22 protein-coding genes are annotated in these 25988 nt (G+C 54.8%); 10 read left to right on the top strand and 12 right to left on the bottom strand.

All coding sequences use genetic code 11. The annotated features are described in order from the left end of the window. Positions 1-5: 5 nt before the first annotated feature. From I2123_RS02970 to ulaA, 4 genes are read right to left on the bottom strand one after another with little or no spacing between them, the layout of a single operon-like run. Positions 6-662, bottom strand: coding sequence for a 3-keto-L-gulonate-6-phosphate decarboxylase UlaD (locus I2123_RS02970; RefSeq protein WP_112167524.1), 657 nt, complete (start codon positions 660-662; stop codon positions 6-8). Between the two features lie 33 nt (positions 663-695). After that, on the bottom strand, positions 696-1166 hold the full coding sequence (ulaC, locus tag I2123_RS02965) for a PTS ascorbate transporter subunit IIA (RefSeq protein WP_112167523.1): 471 nt from the start codon (positions 1164-1166) through the stop codon (positions 696-698). Between the two features lie 11 nt (positions 1167-1177). Beyond that, positions 1178-1486: a PTS ascorbate transporter subunit IIB gene (gene ulaB, locus I2123_RS02960; protein ID WP_213051782.1), complete on the bottom strand. Its 309-nt coding sequence runs from the start codon at positions 1484-1486 to the stop codon at positions 1178-1180. Between the two features lie 14 nt (positions 1487-1500). Beyond that, entirely contained in the window at positions 1501-2904 is a 1404-nt protein-coding gene (ulaA, locus tag I2123_RS02955) for a PTS ascorbate transporter subunit IIC (RefSeq protein WP_112167521.1), read from the bottom strand. 405 nt (positions 2905-3309) lie between these two features. Here ulaA and ulaG point away from each other — a divergent pair, with 405 nt between their 5' ends. The 7 genes from ulaG to glpD all read left to right on the top strand — a co-directional run bounded on the left by ulaG (position 3310) and on the right by glpD (position 10596). Beyond that, positions 3310-4374 carry an L-ascorbate 6-phosphate lactonase gene (gene ulaG, locus I2123_RS02950; RefSeq protein WP_112167520.1) on the top strand — a complete coding sequence of 355 codons (1065 nt, stop codon included), beginning with the start codon at positions 3310-3312 and terminating at the stop codon, positions 4372-4374. Positions 4375-4495: 121 nt separating this feature from the next. Next, positions 4496-5251, top strand: coding sequence for an HTH-type transcriptional regulator UlaR (gene ulaR / locus I2123_RS02945; RefSeq protein WP_213051781.1), 756 nt, complete (start codon positions 4496-4498; stop codon positions 5249-5251). A gap of 84 nt (positions 5252-5335) precedes the next feature. Further along, a complete protein-coding gene (gene glpE, locus I2123_RS02940; RefSeq protein ID WP_112167518.1) occupies positions 5336-5656 on the top strand; it encodes a thiosulfate sulfurtransferase GlpE in 321 nt (106 codons plus the stop codon). 142 nt (positions 5657-5798) lie between these two features. After that, a complete protein-coding gene (locus I2123_RS02935; RefSeq protein WP_112167517.1) occupies positions 5799-6989 on the top strand; it encodes a trans-sulfuration enzyme family protein in 1191 nt (396 codons plus the stop codon). Between the two features lie 219 nt (positions 6990-7208). Further along, positions 7209-8039 (top strand): rhomboid family intramembrane serine protease GlpG, encoded by an 831-nt coding sequence (gene glpG / locus I2123_RS02930; protein ID WP_213051780.1) that lies wholly within the window; start codon positions 7209-7211, stop codon positions 8037-8039. Positions 8040-8048: 9 nt separating this feature from the next. Beyond that, positions 8049-8807 (top strand): DeoR/GlpR family transcriptional regulator, encoded by a 759-nt coding sequence (locus I2123_RS02925; protein WP_112167515.1) that lies wholly within the window; start codon positions 8049-8051, stop codon positions 8805-8807. Between the two features lie 277 nt (positions 8808-9084). Continuing rightward, positions 9085-10596: a glycerol-3-phosphate dehydrogenase gene (gene glpD / locus I2123_RS02920; RefSeq protein ID WP_213051779.1), complete on the top strand. Its 1512-nt coding sequence runs from the start codon at positions 9085-9087 to the stop codon at positions 10594-10596. 66 nt (positions 10597-10662) lie between these two features. Here the strand turns inward: glpD and gntR are convergent, their stop codons facing one another. The 6 genes from gntR to I2123_RS02890 all read right to left on the bottom strand — a co-directional run bounded on the left by gntR (position 10663) and on the right by I2123_RS02890 (position 16731). Continuing rightward, the gene (gene gntR / locus I2123_RS02915; protein ID WP_112167513.1) at positions 10663-11658 is read right to left on the bottom strand and encodes a gluconate operon transcriptional repressor GntR; all 996 of its coding nucleotides are present in this window, start codon (positions 11656-11658) and stop codon (positions 10663-10665) included. Positions 11659-11763: 105 nt separating this feature from the next. Next, positions 11764-12681, bottom strand: a complete 918-nt coding sequence (locus I2123_RS02910) for a LacI family DNA-binding transcriptional regulator (RefSeq protein ID WP_112167512.1) — start codon at positions 12679-12681, stop codon at positions 11764-11766. A gap of 28 nt (positions 12682-12709) precedes the next feature. Further along, a complete protein-coding gene (locus I2123_RS02905; protein ID WP_213051778.1) occupies positions 12710-14092 on the bottom strand; it encodes a glycoside hydrolase family 1 protein in 1383 nt (460 codons plus the stop codon). A 25-nt stretch (positions 14093-14117) separates the two neighbouring features. Continuing rightward, complete coding sequence (locus I2123_RS02900; RefSeq protein ID WP_213051777.1) at positions 14118-15446, bottom strand: PTS sugar transporter subunit IIC; 1329 nt, start codon at positions 15444-15446, stop codon at positions 14118-14120. Further along, positions 15443-15766, bottom strand: coding sequence for a PTS sugar transporter subunit IIB (locus I2123_RS02895; RefSeq protein ID WP_112167510.1), 324 nt, complete (start codon positions 15764-15766; stop codon positions 15443-15445). Before I2123_RS02895 ends, I2123_RS02900 begins: the two co-directional genes overlap by 4 nt. A gap of 269 nt (positions 15767-16035) precedes the next feature. Continuing rightward, positions 16036-16731, bottom strand: coding sequence for a pirin family protein (locus I2123_RS02890; RefSeq protein WP_112167509.1), 696 nt, complete (start codon positions 16729-16731; stop codon positions 16036-16038). Positions 16732-17254: 523 nt separating this feature from the next. On the opposite strand from I2123_RS02890, the gene I2123_RS02885 reads away from it, so the two are divergent. After that, positions 17255-17752: a GNAT family N-acetyltransferase gene (locus tag I2123_RS02885; RefSeq protein ID WP_213051776.1), complete on the top strand. Its 498-nt coding sequence runs from the start codon at positions 17255-17257 to the stop codon at positions 17750-17752. On the opposite strand, the gene I2123_RS02880 is transcribed toward I2123_RS02885, so the two are convergent. Continuing rightward, entirely contained in the window at positions 17749-18975 is a 1227-nt protein-coding gene (locus I2123_RS02880; RefSeq protein WP_112167507.1) for an MFS transporter, read from the bottom strand. The two genes, I2123_RS02885 and I2123_RS02880, sit on opposite strands and share 4 nt — an antisense overlap. Positions 18976-19172: 197 nt before the next feature. Between I2123_RS02880 and olsF the strand changes: the two genes are divergently transcribed. Together olsF and I2123_RS02870 are read left to right on the top strand one after the other, a co-directional pair. After that, positions 19173-20873: a bifunctional ornithine lipid synthase OlsF gene (gene olsF / locus I2123_RS02875; protein WP_112167506.1), complete on the top strand. Its 1701-nt coding sequence runs from the start codon at positions 19173-19175 to the stop codon at positions 20871-20873. Positions 20874-21012: 139 nt separating this feature from the next. Continuing rightward, a complete protein-coding gene (locus I2123_RS02870; protein ID WP_213052458.1) occupies positions 21013-24444 on the top strand; it encodes an autotransporter outer membrane beta-barrel domain-containing protein in 3432 nt (1143 codons plus the stop codon). Positions 24445-24564: 120 nt separating this feature from the next. Here the strand turns inward: I2123_RS02870 and I2123_RS02865 are convergent, their stop codons facing one another. Continuing rightward, complete coding sequence (locus I2123_RS02865; protein WP_213051775.1) at positions 24565-25770, bottom strand: serine hydrolase domain-containing protein; 1206 nt, start codon at positions 25768-25770, stop codon at positions 24565-24567. Positions 25771-25988 lie beyond the last annotated feature (218 nt).

The following is a 25988-nucleotide window of genomic DNA, read 5'->3' as shown; positions in this document are numbered from 1 at the left end:
ATTCCTTAGCCCCAGAGCTGGCTGATGGATTTTTTGAACTGACGCGCCGCGTCTACCGGATCTTTGGCATCGCGGATACTGCGACCGGCGATAAAGACGTGGATCGGAATACCTTTAAACAGCGGCAAATCTTCCAGCGCCAGGCCGCCAGTGACGGTGACTTTGAAGCCCATGTCGGACAGACGTTTGATGGCGGTAATATCGGCCTCGCTCCACGCCACGCCTGCGGCCTGCGCATCACGGCTGCGGTGATACACTACTTGCCCGATACCCGCTTCGCGCCATTCCTGCGCCTGTTCCCATGTCCAGTAGCCGGTCAGTTCAATTTGAACGTCACCGTTAAACTCTTTCGCCACCTCCAGCGCGCCTTTGGTGGTGTTGATGTCGGCGCAGCAAATCACCGTCACCCAGTCCGCATTAGCTTCAAAACACATCCGCGAGAGGATTTTTCCGGCATCCGCGATTTTGGCATCGGCCAGCACGATTTTTTCCGGATACAGCGCTTTCAAATCACGCACCGCACGCACGCCTTCGGCGACGCACAAAATGGTGCCGACTTCGATGATGTCCACTTCGTGAGCAATCAGACGCGTGGTTTTGTAGGCGTCGTCCATCGACTGGTTATCGAGTGCTACCTGCAACATCGGTAATGAATGAGACATATTGAATTCCTTCTCTGAGAGCAAAAATGTGAATTAGTGCGCCGCGGCGGCGGAGGTTTGGTCGATCAAATCAAGAACCTGCTGCGCTGAAGTACAGGCACGCAGGCGATCAAAATTGGCGTCATCCTCGAACAGGTTCACCACCTGCATGATGCCAACTTCCTGATGCGCGTTGGCATCCACGGCGGCCAGCGTGATGAGAATATCCACCGGATCGTTATCTTCATGATTGAACACCAGCGGCGTTTTCAGCGTCACCAGCGCGAAACCTGTCTTAAGCACGCCCTCTTCCGGGCGGCCATGCGGCATCGCCAGACCGGGCGCTATCACAAAGTACGGGCCGAAACGTTCGACGCCATCCAGAATCGCCTGGTAATAGCGCGGCTCCACCACGCCAGCCTTCACCAGCATATCGACGCCAATTTTTACCGCGTCCTGCCAGGTTTGTGCTTGCGCGTTCAGGCAGATCGAATCGTTCTGAGCCAGCGAATCTCGCAGTTTCATCTTTCTCCCCCCTACTTTTTCAGCGACGTGGGGAAGTGTGCATTAATCACTTCCATCACTTTCGGGCCGAAGTCCGCAGCTGAAAGCATGTTGCGCACGCCAACGACGTATTTGTTGCCGCTGACCGTGATTTCATCCGCGACGTGCGTGGAGGCGACAATAATGTCCGCGCCGCTCAACTCTGATTTGTACTCGCCCACCGCGCAGCTGTTCATGGTGTGAGCCACACCTTCCTGCGTCAGGAACTGGCCGATTTTCATCTTCATGATCATTGAACTGCCTTGCCCGCAACCGCATACCGCCAGAATTCGTACTGTCATGGGAACCTCGTTGATTAGTGAGAAGTGGATTGATTCAGCGCTTGTTTTTCAGCGTCTTCTTCGGCGCGCAACGTGCGGCCCGCAAAGAACATGTACATCAATGCAATCACCGCGATGACGCCCATAAAGGCCATGCCGAGGCTGAAGAAGCCCTGCATCATTGGCGGTGCGAGAATCGACCAGTCGGCCATCCCCATCCAGGCGCTGAGGCCGGTGAGTTTGATAGCCCAGACGCAGCCAAAGATTTCGATCATCCCCATCACCAGACAGATTTTCAGCGCAGCGCGCCAGCCGCCGAAGTGGTTGGCAAACACGCCGATGGTGGCGTTTGAGAAGAACATCGGGATAAAGCCGGGGATGATCATGATGGAAGAACCGAGACCGAACAGGATGGCCACGGCAATCAGCTGGCCGATGGTGCCCCACATAAAGCCCCAGACCACGGCGTTTGGCGCGAAGCTGTATATCGCTGCGCAGTCGATCGCCAGAACGGCACCGGGAATTAAACGTTGAGAGATGCCGTTAAAGGCTTCGGTCAGTTCGGCGACAAACATGCGCACACCCTGAATGATGATGAAAATCGCCACGGCAAACATCAGACCGGTTTGCAGGATGTAGATTGTCCAGTGGGTTTTACCGGCCATATGTTGCAGCGTATCCAGGCCAAACGAACAGAGAATGATGCCGAAAAACACGGTCATCACAATGGCGGTGGAGACGATGTTGTCGTGGAAAATATTCAGCCAGCCCGGCAGTTTGAGGTCTTCGACGCTGTCTTCTTTCTTGCCGAGATACGGTGCGATTTTATAGGCGATCCAGGAGGCAAACTGCTGCTGGTGGCCGATGGAAAAACCGCTGTTTTCGGTCACCGACTGCGTCGGTTTGTACATCATGTTGGACGTGATGCCCCAGTACAGCGACACCAGGATCGCCGTGCACCAGATGGTGGTCCACATCGGGTAGCCCATGATGAAGAAGAAGACCGCAATCAGCCCGGCCTGTTGGAACATGATATGGCCGGTGAGCATGATGGTGCGAATGCCGGTAATGCGGCGGAAAACCACCATCAGAATGTTCAGTCCGAGGGCAATCAGCACCGCGTAACCCACCCAACTGTAGGCATCGCCCATGCGTTCGACCGTCGCCATCATGGAGGCGTAGGTGTCAGAAATCGCCCCGTTGATGCCGTAAACTTCCGACAGCTTGGCCACCACCGGTTTAAACGTGCCGGTCAGAATGCCGGACCCGGCCTGCAATAACATAAAGCCGATAATGGTTTTGATGGTGCCTTTGATAACTACCGTCGCGCTCTTTCTGAGCAGGATGTAACCGAGCATGGTCACAATACCCAGCAGCAGCGGTGCGTTGGTCATTACCTGATTAAAAAATACGGTAAAGAGTGTGTAGAGCATTTCCATAAAACTCTCCGTCTGACCTTGTTTAATCTTTTTGGCGCTAACGTTGCGCTGAAAAGTGAGGGACAGATGCACCCTAATGCTCACATCGAATCAGGTAAAGATTCACAATGATTATTTGTGAGCAGTCTCGCAAGTTATCGTCATGTCGGAAATGTTCACCCAAAAGCCATAAATCCTCTTTTTATTTATATTTCAGCTTATTAACTGAAACTGGCTTCTATAAAAACGTTCTTCATGCGCATTATCTTTTAAGAATCCGTTGTCATCCCGATCAGTAAATCTTCGTTCAAAGTCATTGTCATGACGATATTTCGGTGATAACTTCCGCACAAACAAATCACATATAATCATCAAATGATTTATTGTGACACTTACATCACACTGATATGACGATGAGGGAACACCATGAGCAAAGTAGAAACGATCAGCCGCGAATCCTGGATCCTGAGCACTTTCCCGGAATGGGGCACCTGGTTAAACGAAGAAATTGAGCAGGAAAAGGTCGCGCCGGGCACCTTTGCCATGTGGTGGCTGGGCTGTACAGGGATTTGGCTGAAATCCGAAGGCGGCGCGAACATTTGCGTGGATTTGTGGTGCGGCGTCGGCAAGCAAAATCACAGCAGCCCGCTGATGAAAACCGGCCACCAGATGCAACGCATGGCCGGTGTGAAGAAGCTGCAACCCAACCTGCGCACCACGCCATTCGTACTTGATCCCTTTGCGATCCGCGAGATCGACGCCGTGTTATCCACGCACGATCACAACGATCACATTGACGTTAACGTCGCCGCCGCCGTCATGCAAAACTGCGCCTCCGACGTGCCGTTCATCGGCCCGCAAACCTGCGTGGATCTGTGGATGAGCTGGGGCGTGCCCGCTGAGCGATGCATCGTGATGACGCCGGGGAAAGTCGTGCGTATCAAAGATGTGGAAATTCATGCGCTGGATTCTTTCGATCGCACGGTACTCATCACCCTGCCCGCCGACCAAAAAGCCGCAGGCGTTCTGCCGGACATGATGGATCAGCGGGCGGTGAACTACCTGTTCAAAACGCCGGGCGGGAACCTGTATCACAGCGGCGATTCGCACTATTCCAACTATTACGCCAAACACGGTAATGAATATCAGATAGACGTGGCGCTCGGCTCCTACGGCGAAAATCCGCGCGGCGTGACTGATAAAATGACCAGTGTCGATATGCTGCGCATGGCGGAATCGCTGAACACCAAAGTGGTGATCCCGTTCCATCACGATATCTGGTCGAATTTCCAGGCCGATCCGCAGGAAATCCGCGTACTGTGGGAGATGAAGAAAGACCGCCTGAAATACGGTTTTAAGCCGTTTATCTGGCAGGTCGGCGGCAAATTCACCTACCCGAATGACAAAGACAATTTCGAATATCACTATCCGCGCGGGTTCGAGGATTGCTTCACCACAGACACCGATTTACCCTTTAAATCATTCCTCTAAAACGTTGTGCGATCAGGCGGAGGGGATTCACTCCGCCTCATCATAAACAATGTTATTGCCATTACTGCTCGTTTATAATCACGCGGTAATCATTCTGATTCGATTTACTCGCGGAGCCACCATGACTGAGCCACAACGCCACAATGCCATCCTTGATCTTTTGCAGCGTCAGGGCCAGATTTCTGTCGCTGATGTGATTGATCACTTTGATATTTCTCCGGCGACAGCGCGTCGTGACATCACAAAACTCAATGAATTAGGCAAATTACGCAAAGTGCGTAACGGTGCCGAAGCCGTCAATCAGCCGCGTCAGAACTGGACACCGCTGAATATCCACCAGACCCACAATCTCAATGAAAAAATGCGTATCGCCAAAGCGGCAGCTGAACTGTGCCAGCCGGGCGAAAGCGTGGTGATTAACTGCGGTTCTACGGCGTTTCTGCTCGGGCGCGAAATGTGCGGGAAAGACATTCAGGTAATCACCAACTATCTGCCACTGGCCAATTATCTGATTGAGCAGGAGCACGACAGCGTGGTCATCATGGGTGGGCAGTACAATAAAAGTCAGTCGATCACCCTCGCCCCGCAGGACGGCGACGCCAGCCTGTATGCTGGCCACTGGATGTTCACCAGCGGCGCGGGGCTGACGCCCGATGGCCTCTATAAAACCGACATGCTGACGGCGATGGCCGAGCAGAAGATGCTGAATTATGTCGGGAATCTGGCGGTGCTGGTCGATAGCAGCAAAGTCGGCCAGCGTGCCGGCATGTTGTTCAGCCGCACCGAACAGATCGACGTGCTGATCACCGGCAAAGAAGCCAGCGCTGAAATCATCAGGCAGTTGCGCGAGAAAGGCGTGAAAGTGGTGCTGGTTTAACGGATACCCGCGCAGTTTGTCTGGTCTTGATCGGCAAATAGTTAGGTAGAATGAGCGTATAACTGACGAATGAGGCCCGGCCAAATGGAACAATTTGAAGCAATCAGCGTGGAACAAGCGCACACCCGTCTGACATCAGGCGAAGCGGTGATGGTCGATATCCGTGATCCGCAGACATTCGGCGCAGGTCATGCACCCGGCGCATTCCACCTGAGCAATGACAGCATGCGTGCCTTTATGGATCAGGCCGATGCCAAAAAACCGGTCCTGGTGATGTGCTACCACGGCATCAGCAGCCGCGGTGCGGCGCAGTTTCTCATCGGTCAGGGTTTCGAATCCGTCTACAGCGTTGACGGCGGTTTTGAAGCCTGGTCAAAAACCTTCCCTCAGGATATCGAAGCCTGATTTTCCGTTGTTTTAACCGGCGCAGACGCACTTTCCTTTATAACCAGCCCGATCGGTCTGCGCCTAAAATGTTCTTAAGCGGAAAAAGCTACACATCTTCAGTCTTGATATAATTTCCTTCTACCAACGACAGGATTTCAAGATGAAACATCTGAACACTTCACGTTCTTTAGGGATGCGTACCCTCGCCGTTCATGGCGGCCAGCAGCCCGATGCCCAAACGGGCGCTATCGCGACGCCAATCACGGCGTCTTCTGCATTTTCTTACCCCGATTTTGACAGCGGCGCGCGCCGTTTCAGCGGTGAAGAGCCGGGCTACATGTACAGCCGCTTCGCCAATCCGACGGTGACCGTTTTCGAGCAGAAACTTGCGGCACTGGAAGGTGCTGAAACCGCCGTGGCCTGTGCCAGCGGCATGGCGGCGATCAGTGCCACCTTGTTTGCCCTGCTGGTGCCGGGCGATGAAATCATTCATATCGGTACGCTGTACGGCGGTACCGAAGGCGTGGTGCGTAATCTTCTGCCGCGTTACGGTATCAAACCGGTTCATGTCGCGAACGTCGCCGAACTGGAAGCCGCATTCACCAAAAACACTAAAGTGGTGCTGGTCGAGACACCGGCAAATCCGGGGCTGGATATCGCGGATCTGGCGCAAATCGCCCGTCTCTCGAAAGCCGCAGGTGCAGTGAGCGTCGCCGACAACACTTTTGCGACACCGTACCTGACGCGCCCGCTCGAGCTGGGTATTGATATCGTTCTGCACTCGGCGACCAAGTACATCAGCGGTCACGGCGATGCGACCGGTGGCGTGGTCGCCGGTGCAGCGGCGCTGATTACGCCAATCCGCACCCTGAGCCTGAAACAGTTCGGTGGTTGCCTCAGCCCGTTTGAAGCCAGTTTGCTGATCCGTGGATTGAAAACGCTGCCGCTGCGCGTCGAAGCCAGTTCACTGAGCGCGCAGGCCGTGGCGGAATTCCTCGACGGACACAGTGCGGTCGACACTGTCTTTTATCCGGGACTGAAACAGCATCCGGGCCATGCGGTGGCCTCGCAACAGATGAAACTGTTCGGCGGGATTATGGCCATCGAACTGAAAGGCGGGCTGAACGCCGCACGGACGTTCCTCGATAAGCTGAGCATCATCACGCAGGCCGTGTCTCTTGGTGATACGGATTCGCTGGCCTGCCACCCGGCATCCACCACCCACAGCGCCGTCGCACCGGAAATCCGCCGTCAAAGCGGTATCACCGACGGACTGGTCCGCATCAGTATCGGTATCGAAGACACCGACGACCTGATCGCCGATCTGGAACAGGCACTGGAAGGCCTGTAAGGTTAATGATTGCAACATCGTTCAACCGCGATGTTGCATCAAATCCCGATCCATCTCACACCCGCGTTATTTTTTTCTTTTCCGCTGGCTTCACAGCATTTGTAAATTCCCCTCCTTTTACTGACTGACGTTATAATCGACTTCCCGTACGCTGGCAGATAAGGTATTGCCCTAAAATGACGGCAACAAATCAAACCATTAGGGAAATCGATTAACGCTATGGTGCGCATTCTTAACCTGAACAACCCTCGTCTCGCTCAGGCGTTTGTCGATTACATGGCAACGCAGGGATTTACGCTGACGATGAAACACGAAAGTCAGGAAGTACAGATCTGGCTGGATGACGAATCCCGTCTGGAAGAAGCCGAAAAACAGGTTGCACTGTTTGTCCGTGATCCGCTGCATCCGCGCTATCAGGAGGCCAGCTGGAGAACCGGCAAGGCGCAGCCGCATTTAAAGATGTCGCACACGCCATTCCTCAAAAGCCTGCGCAGCAGCGCCGGGCCGCTGACTATTGGCATGATTGTGCTCAGCCTGGCGGTGTTTATCCTGCAACAGCTGGTCGGTGATGCTTTGGTGATGAGCTGGCTGGCGTGGCCGGACAGTTTACGCGTTTTCCAGGTCTGGCGCTGGTTTACCCCGGCGCTGATGAATTTCTCCTTTATCGCGCTGCTGATTAATCTGGCGTGGTGGTGGTATCTGGCCAGCCAGATCGAAATGCATCTGGGCAGCGGCAAGCTGTTTACGGTCACGATCGTTTCAGCTCTGATCAGCGGATGGGGCCAGTCGATGGTCAGCGGCGCCTGGTTCGGCGGTCTCTCCGGCGTGGTGTACGCGCTGATGGGTTACGCCTGGCTGACCGGCCAGCTGAAACCGGAAAGCAAGTTGTACGTGCCCGGCGGGCTGCTGGTGATTTCGCTGATTTTTATGTTTATCGGGTATGCTACGGGCGGCGCTGCCGTGTCCAATGCTGCACACGCGTTTGGTCTGGGTCTTGGCCTGGTGATGGCATTTGTTGATACGCGCGCACCGCGCAAAAAAAGCAAGTAGGGGATTCGGGTGAAACAAACACAACGCCATGATGCGATTATCGATTTAGTCCGCCAGCAGGGATATGTCAGCACCGAAGAGCTGGTCGAGCACTTCGCCGTCAGCCCGCAAACTATTCGCCGTGATCTGAACGATCTGGCTGAACAGAACAAAATCCATCGTCATCACGGCGGCGCGGCACTGCCGTCGAGTTCGGTGAACGCCGCGTATAACGACCGTAAAGTGATGTGGTCGGAAGCGAAAGCGCGCATCGCCGAACGCGTCGCCAGCCAGATCCCCGACGGTTCGACGCTGTTTATCGATATCGGCACCACGCCGGAAGCCGTGGCGCACGCACTGCTCAATCATAAAGATCTGCGCATCGTCACCAACAACCTGAACGTGGCGACGCTCTACAGTGCGAAAGATGACTGCCGTCTGTTCCTCGCCGGAGGCGAAGTGCGCGCCCGCGACGGCGGCATCATGGGCGAAGCGACGCTCGACTTCATCTCTCAGTTCCGCCTCGATTACGGCATTCTCGGCATCAGCGGCATTGATATGGACGGCTCACTGCTCGAATTCGATTATCACGAAGCACGAACCAAGCGCGCGATTATCGAAAACTCACGCTGCGTGATGCTGGTGACTGACCACTCCAAGTTCGGGCGTAACGCGATGGTGAACCTGGGTAAAATGGATTTGATCCACTATCTGTTTACCGACAAACAGCCGCCGGACAGCGTGAAGCAAATCATCGACAAGTACGACGTCCAGCTCGAACTCTGCTGATTTACCTGCCCCTGTGGAGCGTCGCACTGGCGCTCCTGCTTTTTCTTCTTCCCCATCCCCTGCCCTAAACGAACAATTTCGAAAAATTCCACGCGCGACCGCGTTCGGTTTCTTTCCCTTCTCTCCGTTTTGCTCGAAACCGACACAAAAATGTTACCTTCATCACGCATAATTGTTTTTATTTGGTTAACGCTTGGCTTGTTTGTCGATTCTCGATTACAATCGTGAGCGAAAACGAACATAAAAGAGCTATTACGAACATCTGGAGGAAGATGACGTGGAAACCAAAGACTTGATCGTAATTGGTGGCGGTATTAACGGTACCGGCATCGCAACAGATGCAGCTGGCCGCGGGCTGTCTGTACTGCTGCTTGAAGCGCAAGACTTGGCCTGCGCGACCTCTTCGGCCAGTTCTAAATTGATTCACGGTGGCCTGCGCTACCTGGAACATTACGAATTCCGTCTGGTCAGCGAAGCGCTGGCTGAACGTGAAGTGCTGCTGAAAATGGCACCGCACATTGCCTTCCCGATGCGTTTCCGCTTACCGCATCAGCCGCACCTGCGCCCGGCCTGGATGATCCGCGCCGGCCTGTTCCTGTATGACCATCTGGGTAAACGCACCAGCCTGCCGGCCAGTAAAGGCCTGAAATTCGGCAGCGAGTCGGTGCTCAAACCTGAGCTGACCAAAGGCTTTGAATACTCAGACTGCTGGGTTGACGATGCGCGCTTAGTTGTCGTTAACGCGCAGGAAGTGGAAGAGCGCGGCGGCGAAGTTCGTACCCGCACCCGCGTAACCCGTGCATGGCGTGAAGACGGTTTGTGGATTGTGGAAGCCGAAGATATCGACACCGGCAAAACCTTCACCTGGCGTGCCAAAGGTCTGGTGAACGCCACCGGGCCGTGGGTAAAACATTTCTTCGACGACGGCCTGAAGCTGAAATCGCCGTACGGCATTCGTCTGATCAAAGGCAGTCACATTGTGGTGCCACGCGCGCACAATCAGCCGCAGGCGTACATTCTGCAAAACGAAGACCACCGTATTGTGTTTGTGATCCCATGGCTGGATGAGTTCTCAATTATCGGCACCACCGACGTGGAATATCACGGCGACCCGAAAGACGTGAAGATCGACGATAAAGAGATCGGCTATCTGCTGAAAGTGTATAACGATCACTTTAAGAAACAGCTGACCACCGAAGACATCGTCTGGACATACTCCGGCGTACGTCCGCTGTGCGATGACGAATCTGATTCACCGCAGGCGGTCACCCGCGATTACACGCTCGACGTTCACGATCTGGACGGTAAAGCACCGCTGCTTTCCGTGTTCGGCGGCAAACTGACGACCTACCGTAAACTGGCGGAACATGCGCTGGAAAAACTTGGGAAGTATTATCCTAAAGCCGGTCCGGCGTGGACCAAAACAGCCGTCCTGCCTGGCGGGAAACTGAATGGCGATCGCGATACTTACAGCGCCAATCTGCGTAGCCGTTTCAAATGGTTGCCGGAATCGCTGGCACGCCGTTATGCCCGCACCTACGGCAGCCAGACGGAGCTGTTCCTGTCAGATGCCACCAGCATTGAATCGCTGGGCGAAGATTTCGGTCACGGATTCTACGAGGCGGAGCTGCGGTATCTGGTGGAAAAAGAGTGGGTAAGCGAACTCGATGATGCGATCTGGCGCCGTACTAAACTCGGCATGTGGCTCGATAAAGCGCAGCAACAGCGCGTCGCCGAGTGGCTGCAAACGCATAAACAGCAGAAAAGACATTTGTCACTGGCATCGTAGTTAGCCCGTGTGTGAATCTACAATCCCCGGCCATTGCGTCGGGGATTTTTTTATCTGCTTTTAAACTCAAATACTGCCGCCCGCCGAAATCGTAAACCCGACATCCACCATGCGCGGGACGACGTTTTCGCCGCGCAGTCTGGCCAGCAGGCGTTCGGCGGAAATCTGCCCCATTCTTTCTCGCGGCGTCAGGACGCTGGCGAGCGGCGGCTCCATCGCCTGTCCCATGTTGTGGCCGTGGAAACCGGCGATTGCCATTTGTGACGGAATACGCAGCCCCTGACGCTGGCATTCAAAGAATGCGCCTGCCGCAAGGTCGTCGTTGGTGCAGAAAATACTGTCGATTTGCGGCCAGTCTTTTTGCGCCTGACGCAATAATTCCGCGCCCGCGCTGTAGCTTGAGGAACGGCTGGTCATCACGCTGTACGGCTCAAGACCGGATTCGCGCATCGCCTGCTCGTAGCCCTGCTGTTTGATGATCGTACGTTCATCCTGACGTGCGCCGAAATAGACCACGTGACGATGCCCGCGCGCGATGATCTGCTGGGTCATCTGCCGTGCGGCTTCAAAGTTATTGAACCCGACCGCGAGATCGACGCACGGCGAGACGCAGTCCATCATCTCCACCACCGGAATACCGGCAACTTCGATCATTTTCAGCGTACGCGCGGTGTGATGGCGTTCGGATAAAATCAGCCCGTCGATATTGTAGGAAAGCAGCGACGTCAGCCGCTGTTCTTCGCGTTCCTGACTGTAGCCGTAGTGCGCCAGCATGGTCTGGTAGCCATGAATATCAGTGACGCTTTCAATGCCGCGCAGCACTTCGGCGAACACCTGGTTGGTCAGCGAGGGCAACAAGACGCCGATAGCGCGGCTTTTGGCGTTGGAGAGAATATCCGGGGCGCGGTTAGGGATGTATCCCAGCTCATCGAGCGCCGCCGAAATCTTTTCCTGCAACGCGCCGGACACCTGTTCGGGATTGCGCAAATAACGGCTGACCGTCATTTTGGTGACGCCCACTTTATCGGCAACATCCTGGAGTACGGGTCTTTTTTTCTTCATGACAGTCAATGAGATGCGGCCGGTGAAAGAGTGAGGGATCAGAAGGTTATGTTAGCAAACATTCGCGCAGGCGGGTATCCGTTGCTGCGCGACATGCGAGGTGGATCAGGCCGGTAAACTGAGCTGGCCGCGAACCGGTTCGCCGGTGTTCGCTGAGAACTGTCCGGCCAGTAACGCCATCGCCCGTTGCGCCAGCGTTTCCAGCGGCCAGGCGATCGCCGGTATTGCAGACGCGCCCGGCGGCAGCGTGCTGTCGAGACTGAAGACCATCACCGCCTGCGGCACGTTCCGCCCAAGCTGCGCGAGCTGACGCAGTGCGTCCTGCGCGGTGGCATCGTCCGGCACCAGCAGCGCGTTAAACGGCACATTTTGCGCCAGCAGTTGCGTCAGTGCCTGATCGCCACTGTGCACCAGCCGCCGGTCGTAAGGCAGTAAAAACTTCTCCAGCGCCAGATGATAACCCTGAAGGATTTGCCCCGCCGCATCGCTGTTTTCAAAATTGATCAGCGCGATCTGCCTGCGCCCCTGCTGTAGCACGTACTGACAGGCGGTTTCGGTGGCGAAGCTGCGGTCAAAATGAATGCTGCGCCCGGAGTCCGCATCCAGGCAGTCAATAGTGATGACGTTGTCAGGCAGCGCCGGAAGGGCAAAGCGCGCGCCGATCACAATCATCGCGTCACACAAACCGCGCCCGATCTCATCCACGGAATGCGAGAGGCTGGCGGCGTCGGTGGCGAATCTGAGCAGTAAATACTTCTGATTGAGTCGCAGTTCTTTTTCCAGCGCATGCAGGTAGCCGGTGCTCTGATTGATGTTTTCCGCCGCGCAAATCACGCCGATGCAGCCGGTAGACTGCGTCGACAACGACTGCGCGATCATGCTCGGTTTGTATTGCAGCGCTTCCACCGCCTGCATCACCGCCAGGCGGCTCTCCTCTTTTACTCCGCGGCTGCCACTCAGGACACGGGAAACCGTCGCTTTCGACACGTTAGCCAGCCGCGAAACGTCGTTAATGTTTGCCATGTCGTTCCTTGTTTAACCGCGTTATCTGTTAGTCGAAGCCGTGTTCGGCGGCGACCTTCGCGAACCATTCGCCGCTTTTTTTCACCGTGCGTTTTTGCGTGTCGAGATCCAGCTGCACAAAGCCATAGCGGTTTTTGTACGCATTCATCCATGACCAGCAATCGATAAACGTCCACATATGATATCCGAGACAGCCACTGCCTTCCTGCAACGCGCGATGCAGCCATTTGAGATGCCCGCTGACGAACTCAATGCGGTAATCATCATCGATCCGCCCGTCCTTCTCAAAACGCAGCTCATGTTCCACGCCCATGCCGTTTTCAGAAATAAAACAGCGCGGATTACCGTAGTTTTCACGCAGGTTGGTCAGAATATCGTAGATGCCCTGCTCGTAGATTTCCCAGCCACGGTGCGGGTTCATCTTACGCCCCGGCATGACGTAGTTGTCAAAGAACCATTCCGGCATGAACGGGCTTTCCGGATTCACCATACTGTCGCGGCACTGAATGCGGCGTGGCTGGTAATAGTTGATGCCGAGCAAATCCACCACGCCCTGTTGCAGCAACGCTTTATCGCCATCCTGACAGGCCGGAAGCTGATCGTGCTTTTTCAGCAACTCTACCAGTTCTTGCGGATATTCACCGCGCAGCGCCGGATCGAGGAAGCTGCGGTTAAACATCAGATCGGCAATGTTCGCGGCTTTGAGATCCGCCGGGTTCTGTGAGCGCGGATAAGACGGCGTCAGGTTAAGGATAATACCGATTTCGCCGCCCTGCTGACGGACCCGATAAGCTTTCACCGCCAGCGCATGTGCCAGCATCGTGTGATAAGCCACGGTCGCTGCACGTTTGAAATCCACCACATTCGGATAATGGAAATCATACAGGTAGCCGCCTTCCACCGGCACAACCGGCTCGTTGAAGGTAAACCAGTGTTTCACGCGGTCGCCGAACAGTTCGAAGCAGGTATCGGCATATTTGTCATAGGCATGGACCACCTCGCGGTTTTCCCAGCCACCGATTTCCTGCATCGCCATCGGCATGTCGAAATGGAACAGGTTGATGAACGGCTGCACGCCCTGCGCCAGCATTTCATCGATCACCTGATTGTAGAAGGTGACCGCTTCTGGGTTCACCTCACCGCGCCCGTTGGGGATCAGGCGCGCCCACGAAATCGAGGTGCGGAATGTGTTGTGGTTCAGCTGCTTCAGCAGCGCGATATCCTCGCGCCAGTTTTTATAAAACGTCGATGTGTCCTGCGGCCCGACATCGCCATGAAAACGCGTCGGTTGCTGCGAATACCAGTGATCCCAGACCGTGGCGCTTTTGCCGTGGCTGAGGGTTTCCCCTTCAGTTTGCGGCGCAGAGCTGGCACTGCCCCACCAGAATTCTTTTGGAAATTGATATTTCATCGTCATCCTCGCTGTCCGTTAGCTTTTAGCTGTTTGCTGGCACGGCGTTACCCGCCGTTTGTGTAGTAGCCTTTTCCGCTTCCTGTTTCAGCAACGTACGTTCGTAGGCTTTCAGGAACGGGTAATACATTACTGCCGATAACACCATACAGAAAAGACACATAATTACCGGGCTGAACGCCCAATTTGCGGCCCATGACGCACCAATTGGCGCAGGCGTCGTCCAGGGCGTGAGCGACACCACCTGCGCGACCCAGCCAAGTTTGGTGGCGGTATAGGCGAAGACGGCGTTGAGCATCGGTACCAGTGTGAAGGGCAGGAAAAACACCGGATTCATGATAATCGGCGTACCGAACAGAATCGGTTCGTTGATGTTAAAGAAGCTCGGCACCACGCCCATTTTGCCAATGGTGCGCAGATGCACGGCCTTGCTGCACAGCAGTAAAATCGCCAGCGGCAGGGTCGAGCCGACGCCACCAATCAGCAGATAGTGATCCCAGAAACCTTGCAAATAAATGTGCGGCAGCGGTGCGCCAGCCTGTAACGCGGTCTGGTTGAGCGCCAGATTGGTCATCCAGAACGGGTTCATGATGCCGGTGACAATCAGCGCGCCGTGGATGCCGGCGAACCACAGAACCTGACAGATAAACACCGAGATCAAAATCGCAGGCAGGGAATCCGACGCGGATACCAGCGGCGCCAGCAGATGCATGATGGCTTCAGGAATGATCATGCCGGTGGTGGACTGAATAAACAGGTTCAGCGGATGCAGCGTAGCGACAATCACGATAACCGGGATCAGAATTTCAAAGGAGCGCGCCACGCCGGTCGGGACTTCTTTCGGCAGGCGAATAGTGATGTTGCGGCGTTTGAGCAGCGCATACACTTCGGCGGCATAAATGGCGGTCAGGATGGCAGTGAAAATGCCTTCGCCGGAGAAATACTGGGTGGAGATTTGTTTGTCATGATACGGCGCAGCGACCAGCAGGAAGGCCATAAACGCCAGCAAACCGGTCATGATCGGGTCGAGTTTATAATGCTTACCGAGACTCGCACCGATGCCGACCGAGATGAAAAACGTCATCACGCCCATGCTCAGATACCACGGCAGCATCAGCTGTTCGCGGTATTTCAGCGACAGATCTAACCAGCCGCGCGCGAAGCTGTTGGTGGTATCGGGCGAAAAAGGCGGGAAGATGAACACCAGCATGAACGAGCCGATGATCATAAACGGCAGCGCGGCGATAAAGCCGTCGCGGATAGCAATCACGTGCCGTTGCTGGCCGACGCTTCCGGCCAGCGGCGTGATGTGCTTTTCGATGACGTTGACCATCGCCTGATAGAGACCACTCATACGCGGCTTCCTTCCTGTGCAATCAGCCCGTAAGCGAAGTCCAGCACGTTATCACCGCGCTGCATGCCGTAATCCATCATGTTGATGGTTTCGACCGGAATATTGAATTCAGCCGCTCTGGCGGATAAGTCGGCCTGCATGTAACGTACCTGCGGCCCGAGCAGCACCACCTGATAATCACGGAATTTCTCGTCAAACTCGCTGGCCCCGAATGCTTCGATCTGCACTTCCTCACCGCGTTCTGCCGCGACCTCTTTCATTTTGCGAACTAACAAACTGGTCGACATACCCGCCGAACAACAAAGCATGATTCTTTTCATTTTGCTTTTCTCCCAGATGATGGATGTTCTGCCCGTTTTCTCTTGCTGAGGGTATTTGAGTCTCTTTGGAAACCGGTTTCCATGGGTGAAAGAGCGGAATGAGAGCGTGCTCATAAAATCGGGACTGGTTCGCATCAGGCTGTGAAAAGCATCACGAAGTTGAATAAATTATCAGCACGTCCTGGGATAAAGGACTATGCCGGACGGCCAGCGTCAGAGAGCAGACGTAAAAAAGGCGACCGGAGTCGCCTTTTGATTGGACACTATTTTCAGACCGGTGGCAGATCGAACAGCAGGATTTCACTGTCTTCATCGGCATGCACGGACAGCGCCGTTTCATCCCAAATCGCCAGCGCATCGCTTGGTCCGGCTTTCTGGCCGTTAATCGACACGGTGCCTTTCACCACCTGGATCCAAACGCGACGTTCTGCCTGAATCTGATACACAGACTGTTCGTCTTTTTTCAGCGCCCAGCGTGACAGTTCCATATCCTGGAACACTTTCAGCGAACCTTCGCGGGCATCCGGCGAAAGCACCAGCTGACGGCCTTGTGGCGCGTCGAACATACGCTGTTCGTAACGCGGTTCCAGACCTTTTTTGTCAGGAATGATCCAGATCTGATACAGATGCAATTTACGGTCTTTATTACCGTTGTACTCGGAGTGAGTCACGCCGGTACCAGCACTCATTATCTGGAATTCACCCGCCTGAATTTGCTCTTTGTTGCCCATGCTGTCCTGATGTTCCACGGTGCCTTCGAGCACGTAGGTCAGGATTTCCATGTCTTTGTGAGGGTGTTTACCAAACCCTTGTCCTTCGTCGATGAAGTCTTCATTGATAACCCGCAGTGCGGAGAAGCCCATGAAGTTCGCATCATAGTAATCGGCGAAAGAAAATGTGTGCCAGCTTTCCAGCCAGCCATGACTTGCGTGACCGCGTTCTTGTGCTTTGCGTAAGTAGATCATGTTCAACTCTCCTCAATGTTTTCTCTAGTCTAGTCAACGGCCGGGAATAAGAAAGCGTAAAAATCTCACTCCTCTGTTCAAAAAATATGAACAAATGCAGATGGCTAAATTCAAAGGAATTGTTGGAGATTTAAGCGTTAACAGGAGAGGTTTTTCCCAAAATAGTTCGTGCAGGTGAAGGCGGCAAGCGAGAGAGCCCTCGGGCGCATAGATTACTCTGTGAACGGGGTGAACGCGTGCAGCCAACGCACTACCGGCGCGAGATATGAGGGGAAAAGGGGAAAAAAAAAGCCAGCACCCGGCTGGCTAAATAATACTGGAAGCAATGTGAGCAATGTCGTGCATTCATGGGGACCCGTTTGACCTTGGTGTGAGGCCATCCCCGGAACGCATGGCAATAATAATTATTATCATTCGCACTTGTAAAGCATTATTTTTAATCACACGCAGGATTGACACTTTTTCAATTCCTGATAAATCTAGAGGATATTCAAACAGTAACCACAATAAAAGGAGTGTCGCTATGAGCGAAATCGTTATCCGCCACGCAGAAACCACGGACGCAGAAGCGCTTCAACACCTCTACGCTCAGGTTCCTGTGTACAGCGACACTCTCCAGCTTCCGTATCCGCCTGCCGCCCTATGGGAAGGCCGTCTGGCTAATCCGTCACCGAACCGCTTCGCGCTGGTGGCCTGTATCGACGGCAAACTGGTGGGCAATCTGACGTTGATGGTCGAAGAGCCCTGGCGACGCCGCCACGTAGCCACGTTTGGCATCGGCGTAGATACCGGTTTTCAGGGAAGAGGCGTGGGCAGCAATCTTGTCGCGGCCGCGCTGGACCTGTGCGACAAATGGCTGCATATAAAACGCGTCGAGCTGACGGTGTATGCCGATAACGAGGGGGCGATCGCGCTGTATAAGAAGTTTGGTTTCAGCGTTGAAGGGCTCAGCCCGTGCTATGCGCTGCGTGACGGCGAATACGTCGACACGCTGCATATGGGCCGTATCCGTTCGTATTAATCGGTTTTGACACAGGCGCTGGCTTTCTGCGGGGACTGGCTTAACAGCAACCGCAGAACCAGCGCCATGGCGATAAAGACCAGCAACGCCGAGCCCAGATAAATCGCATCAATCCCCGCCTGCGCCATCAGAATGCCAGCCAGAGGCCCGGTCACGCCCAGCGATAAATCCAGGAATGCCGAATAGGTCGCCAGCGCACTGCCCTGATTTTCCTGCGGCAATTTTTTGACAGCCACCACGCCCAGCGCAGGAAACACCAGTGAGAAGCCCGCACCGGTGAGAAACGCGCCGCCCATTGCCACCGCAGACGTCGGGGCGAAAAACACCAGAATCAGCCCGATGATTTCTACACCAAAGCACAGCAGAGAGACACGCAGTCCGCCGAAGCGGTTGATACAGTTGGGGAACAGCAGCCGCATACCGACAAAGGCCGCACTGAAAAAGGTCAGGGAAAACGCCGCGCCCGACCAGCCTTTGGCGTCATAAAACAGCGTAATGAAGGTGGCGATCACGCCGAAACCGGTAGACGCGAGGCCAAGCGCAAGCCCGTAAGGCAACACTTTGCCGAGCACCTGACGAAACGGGATCTGCGACGTGGCTTTCCCCGCGACCGGCGTTTTACGCCATGCTGCAAGCAGCGCAGTCAGTGCCACCGCAATGATGCACACCGAAAGCAGCGTCAGGCCGCCGAGGCTGAAAATCCACACGCCAAGCGGCGCACCGATAGCCATCGCGCCGTAAGTCACCACCCCGCTCCACGAAATCACTTTGCCGATATGCAGGGAGCCGACCACACCAATGCCCCACAGTGTTGAGCCGGTTCCGGCAAAACTTTGCCCTGCGCCCAGCAGCAAACGCCCGACGCACAGCAGCGCCAGACTGGCTGCCGGTGATGCATCAAACCACAGCGCCAGCAGGTAAAACACGCCGCTGAGCAGGCACCCGCTCAGCCCGAACATGACGACTTTTTTTGGCCCGACTTTATCGGCATAACGCCCGGCGTGCGGGCGACTCAGCAGCGTCGCGAAGTATTGCAAACTGATCACCAGCCCTGCCCAGAACGCGCTGTAACCAAGATGGTCATGCACGTAACCCGGCAAAATCGCCAGCGGTAAACCGATGGTCAGATAGTTGGCAAAATTAAACACCAGAATCGAAAGAATACGCAGTGTGGTCTTTGAGGAAGGGGCAGGAGAAATCTCGGGCGAAGCGGGACCAGGCATGGAAATCAGCGTCTCACGAAAGAAGGTTTAGCCGTTATAAGAAACCGCGCAGGAGCGTTGACTTTATGGGTATTTGGCTATTTTCGCAACAGATTGAACCGCCGTTTTATTCAGCCTTCCTCTTACTGCCACAAAAGTGACACATCGCTGTCACACGCGCTGCTTATGGTCGGATTACTTCAACTGGAGGACATCCTATGTTCAGCATGGATACCCTGTTTCAGGATCTCGACCCGCAGCACAAAACCCCTTCCTGGCAACGCCGTCTGTTAAAAACCCTGTTCCGCGAGAAAGAATTTCACCGCTTTGCCGACCAATATCAGCACCTGAAAGGGATCGATATGGTCGAGCAGGTGCTCGAGCAGTTTAACATTCGCTGTGAACTGACCGAACGCGACCGCGAGCAGATCCCAAGCTACGGCCCGGTAGTGGTCGTGGCGAACCATCCGATTGGTACGCTCGACGGCCTGGCGCTGCTGCACGCTGTAGCCTCGGTGCGCCCGGACGTGAAAGTGGTCGCCAATCAGCTGCTGTCGCTGGTTTCGTCGCTCGGCAGCCTGATGATCCCGGTGGATAACATGGGCAACCGCACGCGGCGTCATCAGGTGACGCAGATGCAGGAACATCTGGAGAATCAGGGCGTGCTGATTGTCTTTCCGGCGGGTGAAGTCTCGCGCCTGAGCTCGAAAGGGGTGCGCGACGGTAAATGGCACACCGGTTTTATCCGCCTCGCTGCCAAAGCCCGTGCGCCAGTGGTGCCGGTGCATATCAGCGGCAGCAACAGCGCGTTATTTTATTTCAGTTCAATGGTTTACCGCCCGCTCAGCACGCTGCTGCTGGTGCATGAGATGTTCGGCCAGCGCGGCAACAGCCTGACGCTGAAAATCGGCGCGCGCATCCCTTTTTCCAGCTGGCACGACGGACAAATGCTGGTGGGCGATCTGGCGGCACGTTTTCGTAAACACGTTTATCGTCTCGGCGCTGGCAAACCGGGTCTGTTCCATACTGAATCATCCATTGCCCGCGCCGAAGACCGCGCGGTGCTAAAACATGCTCTGGAAGCCAGCGAAGTGCTGGGCAAAACGCCGGACGGTAAGATGATTTATCTCTACCGCCGCCACGGCGAAGACACCGTGCCGATCCTACGCGAACTCGGGCGGCTGCGAGAAATTGCCTTTCGCGCCGTCGGGGAAGGCAGTGGCCGTCGTCGCGATCTCGACGGGTACGACGACGATTATTTCCATTTGGTATTGTGGGATCCGCAGGCGCTGGAAATTGTCGGCGCGTACCGGTTTATTCCAACTGCCGATCAGGTCGCAAGCAAAGGCCTGAACGGTATTTACAGCCAGAGCCTGTTCCAGTACGGGCATCAGATGGATCCGATTCTGGCGCAGGGAATTGAGCTCGGGCGCAGCTTTATTCAGCCTGCGTATTGGGGAAAACGCGGGCTGGATTATCTGTGGCTGGGCATCGGTGCCTATCTGGCGAAGTATCCGCAGACTCGCTATCTGTTTGGCCCGGTGTCGATTTCCGGCGGAATGCCGCTGCCCGCGCGTGATTTGCTGGTGGCCTTCTATCGCTTGTATTTCGCCCCTGCTCTTCCGCTGGCCACCTCCCGCCGTCCCTATCCGGCTTCACTGCCGGACGTGTTAGCGCAGTTTTGTGGTGACGATTATCAGGAAGATTTACAGCGTCTGAAACGTCTGCTGGCCAATCTCGGGAGCAGCATTCCGGCGTTGTATAAGCAGTATTCCGAACTTTGCGAAACCGGCGGCGTGCAGTTTATTGATTTCGGCAGCGACCCGGAATTCAATCACTGTATCGACGGGTTAGTGCTGGTCGATCTCAGCCGCTTAAAACCGGCAAAGTTTGAACGTTATATCGCTGTTCATCAGTAACTTATCCGCTTCTCACATCTGCACTTTTCACTCTTCGGACGCGTCCTACAACCATGAAGGACGCGCCTGACTGTTGATGGTTTCTTCATCGCATATAGTCGCTGGCAACAAACTCAGCGGATGAAGAGACACCCCACTCATGAACAAAATCTATCGCGTTATCTGGAACAGCGCCCTGCGCTGTTTTATGGTCACCTCTGAACTGGCGACCGGGAAAACCAAATCCAGCTCCGGCACTAAGGTTGGCATGATTACCACCGCCGTGCTGCTGACGTCCTTTACGGCGACAGCTGCACCGAACGGCCAGGTGGCCGTAAACAATGCCTCGGCCACTTACGATGATTATCAGGTCGCCACGACGGCCAACTCGCAATATGCTCTCTGGGCCGCAAACAATGCTGACCTGACCTTTACCAATAATCAGGCGTCCACCACCGGAAGCGCAGCTTATGCTGCACTGGTGCAGAGCGGCTCAACGCTGAATCTGGATAACGTGCAACTCGGCACGTTCGGTACGAATACCCACGTGCTTTATGCCACTGCCGCCACCGTCAACGCCAACAACCTGCGTATGCTGGCTGTCGGTGCGGGCACTTATGGGATTAATCTGCTCGGTAACAGCGTATTTAATGGCACCGACGTGAAGATTAGCAGCACCGCAACCGGCATTTTGGTGGCCGATTCGACACTGGATATCGATGGGTTAGAGATAATCACCAGTGGCGCTAGCGGCTACGGCATTCGTTACACCGGTGCCGCCGCCGATGCCAATGTCAAAAATGCCACGATCAATACTGCAGGTGACACCGGTGTGGGCATATTAGCTCAGGCGGGAAGCATGACGGGTAATAACATCGCCATCACCACAACGGGGAATAATGCCCGCGGTATATTCATGCAGGGCGCAGATACCCAGCTGAATATCGATACCCTGAGCATCGACACGCAGGGCACCAACAGTTATGGCATTCAGAGCGCGATGACCGGCAACGGCGCACTCCATGTCAGCAATGCGACCATCAGCACCGCTGGCTACGGTGCCAGTGGGATCCTCGCCCAAAGCGGTACCACGACAGCGAATAACGTCGCGATCACCACTACAGGCGTCAGCGCACGCGGTATTCTGGCGTCGGGGACAGACGCACAGGTGGTGGTTGACGGCGGTACGATTACGACATCGGGCGGCGGAGCCTACGGTGTTCAGGCTGCGGGGGGTGCCAGCGTTGACGTCAGTAATTTGGACATCACCATTAACAATACCGGGCAGTTAGATGTCGGTGGTGCAGCCGCTCTGGTGGCGACAACGGGCAGTACGCTGAAAGCCGACTCCATCAACATCACAACTAACGGCAACGCGGTGTGGGTATCTGATAGCCAGTTTGATGGTAATAACCTGATTATCAATAAAACCGGTGGATACCACGGCCCGGCAGTCTGGAGTTATGGTACGGGCATAATGAACCTGACCAATAGCCAGATCACCCTTAATACACCCGCGTCTTATGGCGTGGTGAGCGACGGTGAATCCGCCACGCTCAATAACGTGAGCATCAAAAGCGACGTCGGCGGTTGGGGTGTCGAGACCCGTTTTAACTCTCAGCTGAACGCCAAAAACGTCGATATTGTAATGAACAACGCTAACGGCGAACTGACCACTCTGCCTGAAGCGGGGATCTGGAACCGTAATGGCACAGGTCTTACAACATCAAGCTTTGAAGATTCCCGCGTCGTGGTGAACGGCAGTAATGCCACCGGCATACTGGCGAGCACCGGAGAGCAGCAAATCGCCTTAAAAAACACGCAGATTTCCAGTGATAACACGGCAGTGACGGTACTCGCAGGCTCTTCGTTCAACCTGAACGCAGACGGCTCAACGCTGAGCGCCAAAAATCTGCTGGTCGGCGGCCAGGCAAATGACGCTGGTGACACCGTCGGTTATATCAACATTAACGCCACCAACGGTTCGATACTGAGCGGAGACGTAAGCATCGACCGCGATGTGAACAGCAACACCGCGCTTTCCCTCGATGCATCCGCATGGAAAGGCGTATCCACTGGCCTGCATACGCTGAACCTGAACAACGCCAGCCAGTGGACGGTTACCGGTGATTCCAACATCGGCGCGCTGAACCTCAACGACAGCACCGTGATGTTCAGCCACTTTGATGACAGTTTCGAAACCGTCATCGTCGAGGGTGATTACACCAGCAGCGGCGGCACCTTAATCATGAACAGCGTGCTGGCGGGCGACAACTCGGCGCATGATTCCCTTAAGGTCACCGGCAACACCGCCGGCGACACCAACGTGGTCATGAACAAAGCCGGTGGCAGCGGCGCAGAGACCATACAGGGTATCGAAGTGATTTCGGTGGGCGGCAATTCCGACGGCGAATTCATCCAGAAGGGCCGTATCGTGGCCGGTGCGTATGATTATCACCTGATGCGCGGCCTCGGCGAACAGGCGAAAAACTGGTATCTGATAAGCGACGTGGCGCCCGTCGATCCGGTGAGTCCCATTGATCCTGTGGATCCGACAGTTCCTGTGGATCCTGTAAATCCGGCCAAACCGGTGGATCCTGTGGTGCGCCCTGTTGTGCCGACGAAAATGATCACCCGTCCGGAAGCCGGCAGCTATCTGGCAAACATGTCGGCGGCGAGCAATATGTTTAACCTGCGTCTGCACGACCGTGGCGGCGAAACGCTGTATACCGATGCGATCACCGGTGAAAAGAAAACCACCAGCCTGTGGATGCGTAACGTTGGCGGCCACAACACCAGCAAAGACAGCAGCGGTCAGCTGGATACGCAGACCAACCGCTACGTGTTGCAACTCGGCGGTGATCTGGGCAAATGGTCATTTGACGGCACCGACAGCCTGCATATCGGCGCGCTGGCCGGATACGGTAATGCACAGAGCACCACCGATTCCAACGTGACCGGCTACCGCTCGAAAGGTCAGGTCAACGGCTACAGCCTCGGCGTGTACGGCACCTGGTATCAGAATGCCGAAGCACAGACCGGCGCCTACGTGGACAGCTGGGCGCAATACAGCTGGTTTAACAACAGCGTGAAAGGCGACGGTTTGCCGCAGGAAAGCTATAAATCACAGGGCGTGAGTGCATCACTGGAAGGCGGTTACAGCTGGAAACTCGGTGAAGACAGCAAGAAAAACAGCTACTTCATTGAGCCTAACGCGCAGGTTATCTGGAGCAACATCCAGGCGGATTCACTGACCGAGAACAACGGCACCCGCGTCAGTACGCAGGGCAACGGCGACGTACAGTCCCGCGTAGGGGTTCGCGCTTCGATGAAAACGCACAGCGAAAAACAGCAGCCGGTGTTCCAGCCGTACCTCGAAGCGAACTGGATCAACAACAGCCAGAACGCGGGAGCGACACTCAACGGCGCCAGCATCGGACAGCGCGGCAGCAAGAATATCGCCGAAGTCCGCGCCGGTGTTGACGGGCAACTGACCCAGCGGGTCAATTTGTGGGGCAATATCGGCCAGCAGATGGGCAGCGAAAGCTATCGTGACACCAGCGCCACGCTTGGGGTGAAAGTCAGCTTCTGATGTAAAGACGTTAGATATACTTGAAATATCAATTTAAAGGGCTCACGTGTTGAGCCCTTTTTTATAGAGTAAGTTTTTCAGAAAACCGTGCTCAGATATTTCGCAGCCAACAGACTGACTTTATGGGCAGGTTCCCCGATAGTCGTCCGCCATTGCCATTTTCAGCAACAGGTCATGGCCGATATAATTGCTCCAGTTGAAAGAGTTCTGTAAGACAACGACCGCATTCTTATGCTTTTTATCGAAACCAATATAACTTGAGTACCCGCCAATATAACCAACCTGATAAGTGATCACCTGATTATCTTTATGGTCAGTAACCCACGCGATATTGGCTGCTTCGATATTACGCTCGAAATAAATCTTTTCAGACACTCTTATCGCCGAATTAAGCTCGCTTGGTTCTGAATCTGTAATATGCGCACGGAGGTATTTCAGCAAGTCGTCAACGTTACTGTATAAGTTCGCCGCAGCGACCATATTATTCGTGAAATACCAGTCGGGTACTACTTTGCCACGGCGGATAAATTTCGGCTGATCGCCCGCATGGCCTATTGCGCGATACGGATACGCTTTCAATGTCGGGCCGTGAAAACTGGTACTGCCCATTTTCAGCGATCTGAAAATAAAGTCATAAGACAGCTGCTGGATATCTTCGCCGGTCTTTAACTTCAGTATGTATCCGAGCAGCGCATAACCCAGATTAGAATATTGAGGCTCCGGCGTTTGCGGACGTTTAAACGAGGAGAGATCGTTCAATACCGCATCGCTGTCCAGTTCGTTATAGAAGTTATCACCAGTGTAGAGATACTTAAGGAAGCTCTGCAACATGTCTTTGTTCATGTTTTGGCGCGGTAAACCCGAGGTGTGGGTCGCCAGTTGCAACAAGGTAATGTTCTTCGCATCGTCACTCAGCGGGGTGTTTTTCGGCAACAAATCAGACAGTTTAGCGTCCCATTTCAGCAGCCCTTTTTCCACCAGCCCCGCCACGACTTCGCCGGTCACGCCTTTACTGATTGAACCCAGCGCGAACAACGTTTCTCCGTCGATTTTGTGAGCCTTGACCGCATCGGTATAACCGTAGCCCCACGTCCGGGAGGTACCGTCATTGCGGATGATGCCTATCGCCAGTCCGCTGGCCTTTTCCTTTTTGATATACTGGGAAACGATGCCATCGACCATCCCGTCGATATTTTTCGTGCAGGCAAGCTGCTTCACCGCCTGGGGACTTTCCTCCACCTGCATCTCAGACAGCGTGCCGCATGAGGTCAGCAGCAAAGGCAGCAGGGTACTTAAACCGGCCAGTCTTCCCGATACTCTTTTCATTGCATTGATTTATCAAGCGAAGTAGTACCGGAACAATGACGGGTGTACATCAGACGACCTTGCGAAAGTGGGGGACGCACGCCGGATGGCGCACTGCAGGCCGCACACTGAGTGATTTCGTTGATTTTTACAATCGGAATGTGACGCGAAAAACCAACATCAGGAAACCGTAAACACTCAGGCAGGCTCTGAAATCTCGTGGAACCCGCTGATAAAAC

The organism is Rahnella inusitata (assembly GCF_018288855.1).
Classification (GTDB): domain Bacteria; phylum Pseudomonadota; class Gammaproteobacteria; order Enterobacterales; family Enterobacteriaceae; genus Rahnella; species Rahnella inusitata.
This window is presented reverse-complemented; position numbering and strand designations above follow the sequence as displayed.

Excerpts from the sequence above, each read along its gene's own strand:
- glpG (WP_213051780.1), top strand. The coding sequence starts at position 7,209 with ATGGTGCGCATTCTTAACCTGAACAACCCTCGTCTCGCTCAGGCGTTT.
- ulaB (WP_213051782.1), bottom strand. The coding sequence starts at position 1,486 with ATGACAGTACGAATTCTGGCGGTATGCGGTTGCGGGCAAGGCAGTTCA.
- I2123_RS02970 (WP_112167524.1), bottom strand. The coding sequence starts at position 662 with ATGTCTCATTCATTACCGATGTTGCAGGTAGCACTCGATAACCAGTCG.
- I2123_RS02935 (WP_112167517.1), top strand. The coding sequence starts at position 5,799 with ATGAAACATCTGAACACTTCACGTTCTTTAGGGATGCGTACCCTCGCC.
- gntR (WP_112167513.1), bottom strand. The coding sequence starts at position 11,658 with ATGAAGAAAAAAAGACCCGTACTCCAGGATGTTGCCGATAAAGTGGGC.
- ulaR (WP_213051781.1), top strand. The coding sequence starts at position 4,496 with ATGACTGAGCCACAACGCCACAATGCCATCCTTGATCTTTTGCAGCGT.
- I2123_RS02905 (WP_213051778.1), bottom strand. The coding sequence starts at position 14,092 with ATGAAATATCAATTTCCAAAAGAATTCTGGTGGGGCAGTGCCAGCTCT.
- ulaC (WP_112167523.1), bottom strand. The coding sequence starts at position 1,166 with ATGAAACTGCGAGATTCGCTGGCTCAGAACGATTCGATCTGCCTGAAC.
- I2123_RS02910 (WP_112167512.1), bottom strand. The coding sequence starts at position 12,681 with ATGGCAAACATTAACGACGTTTCGCGGCTGGCTAACGTGTCGAAAGCG.
- I2123_RS02900 (WP_213051777.1), bottom strand. The coding sequence starts at position 15,446 with ATGAGTGGTCTCTATCAGGCGATGGTCAACGTCATCGAAAAGCACATC.
- ulaA (WP_112167521.1), bottom strand. The coding sequence starts at position 2,904 with ATGGAAATGCTCTACACACTCTTTACCGTATTTTTTAATCAGGTAATG.
- I2123_RS02890 (WP_112167509.1), bottom strand. The coding sequence starts at position 16,731 with ATGATCTACTTACGCAAAGCACAAGAACGCGGTCACGCAAGTCATGGC.
- olsF (WP_112167506.1), top strand. The coding sequence starts at position 19,173 with ATGTTCAGCATGGATACCCTGTTTCAGGATCTCGACCCGCAGCACAAA.
- I2123_RS02865 (WP_213051775.1), bottom strand. The coding sequence starts at position 25,770 with ATGAAAAGAGTATCGGGAAGACTGGCCGGTTTAAGTACCCTGCTGCCT.
- I2123_RS02880 (WP_112167507.1), bottom strand. The coding sequence starts at position 18,975 with ATGCCTGGTCCCGCTTCGCCCGAGATTTCTCCTGCCCCTTCCTCAAAG.
- ulaG (WP_112167520.1), top strand. The coding sequence starts at position 3,310 with ATGAGCAAAGTAGAAACGATCAGCCGCGAATCCTGGATCCTGAGCACT.
- I2123_RS02885 (WP_213051776.1), top strand. The coding sequence starts at position 17,255 with ATGAGCGAAATCGTTATCCGCCACGCAGAAACCACGGACGCAGAAGCG.
- I2123_RS02895 (WP_112167510.1), bottom strand. The coding sequence starts at position 15,766 with ATGAAAAGAATCATGCTTTGTTGTTCGGCGGGTATGTCGACCAGTTTG.
- I2123_RS02870 (WP_213052458.1), top strand. The coding sequence starts at position 21,013 with ATGAACAAAATCTATCGCGTTATCTGGAACAGCGCCCTGCGCTGTTTT.
- glpE (WP_112167518.1), top strand. The coding sequence starts at position 5,336 with ATGGAACAATTTGAAGCAATCAGCGTGGAACAAGCGCACACCCGTCTG.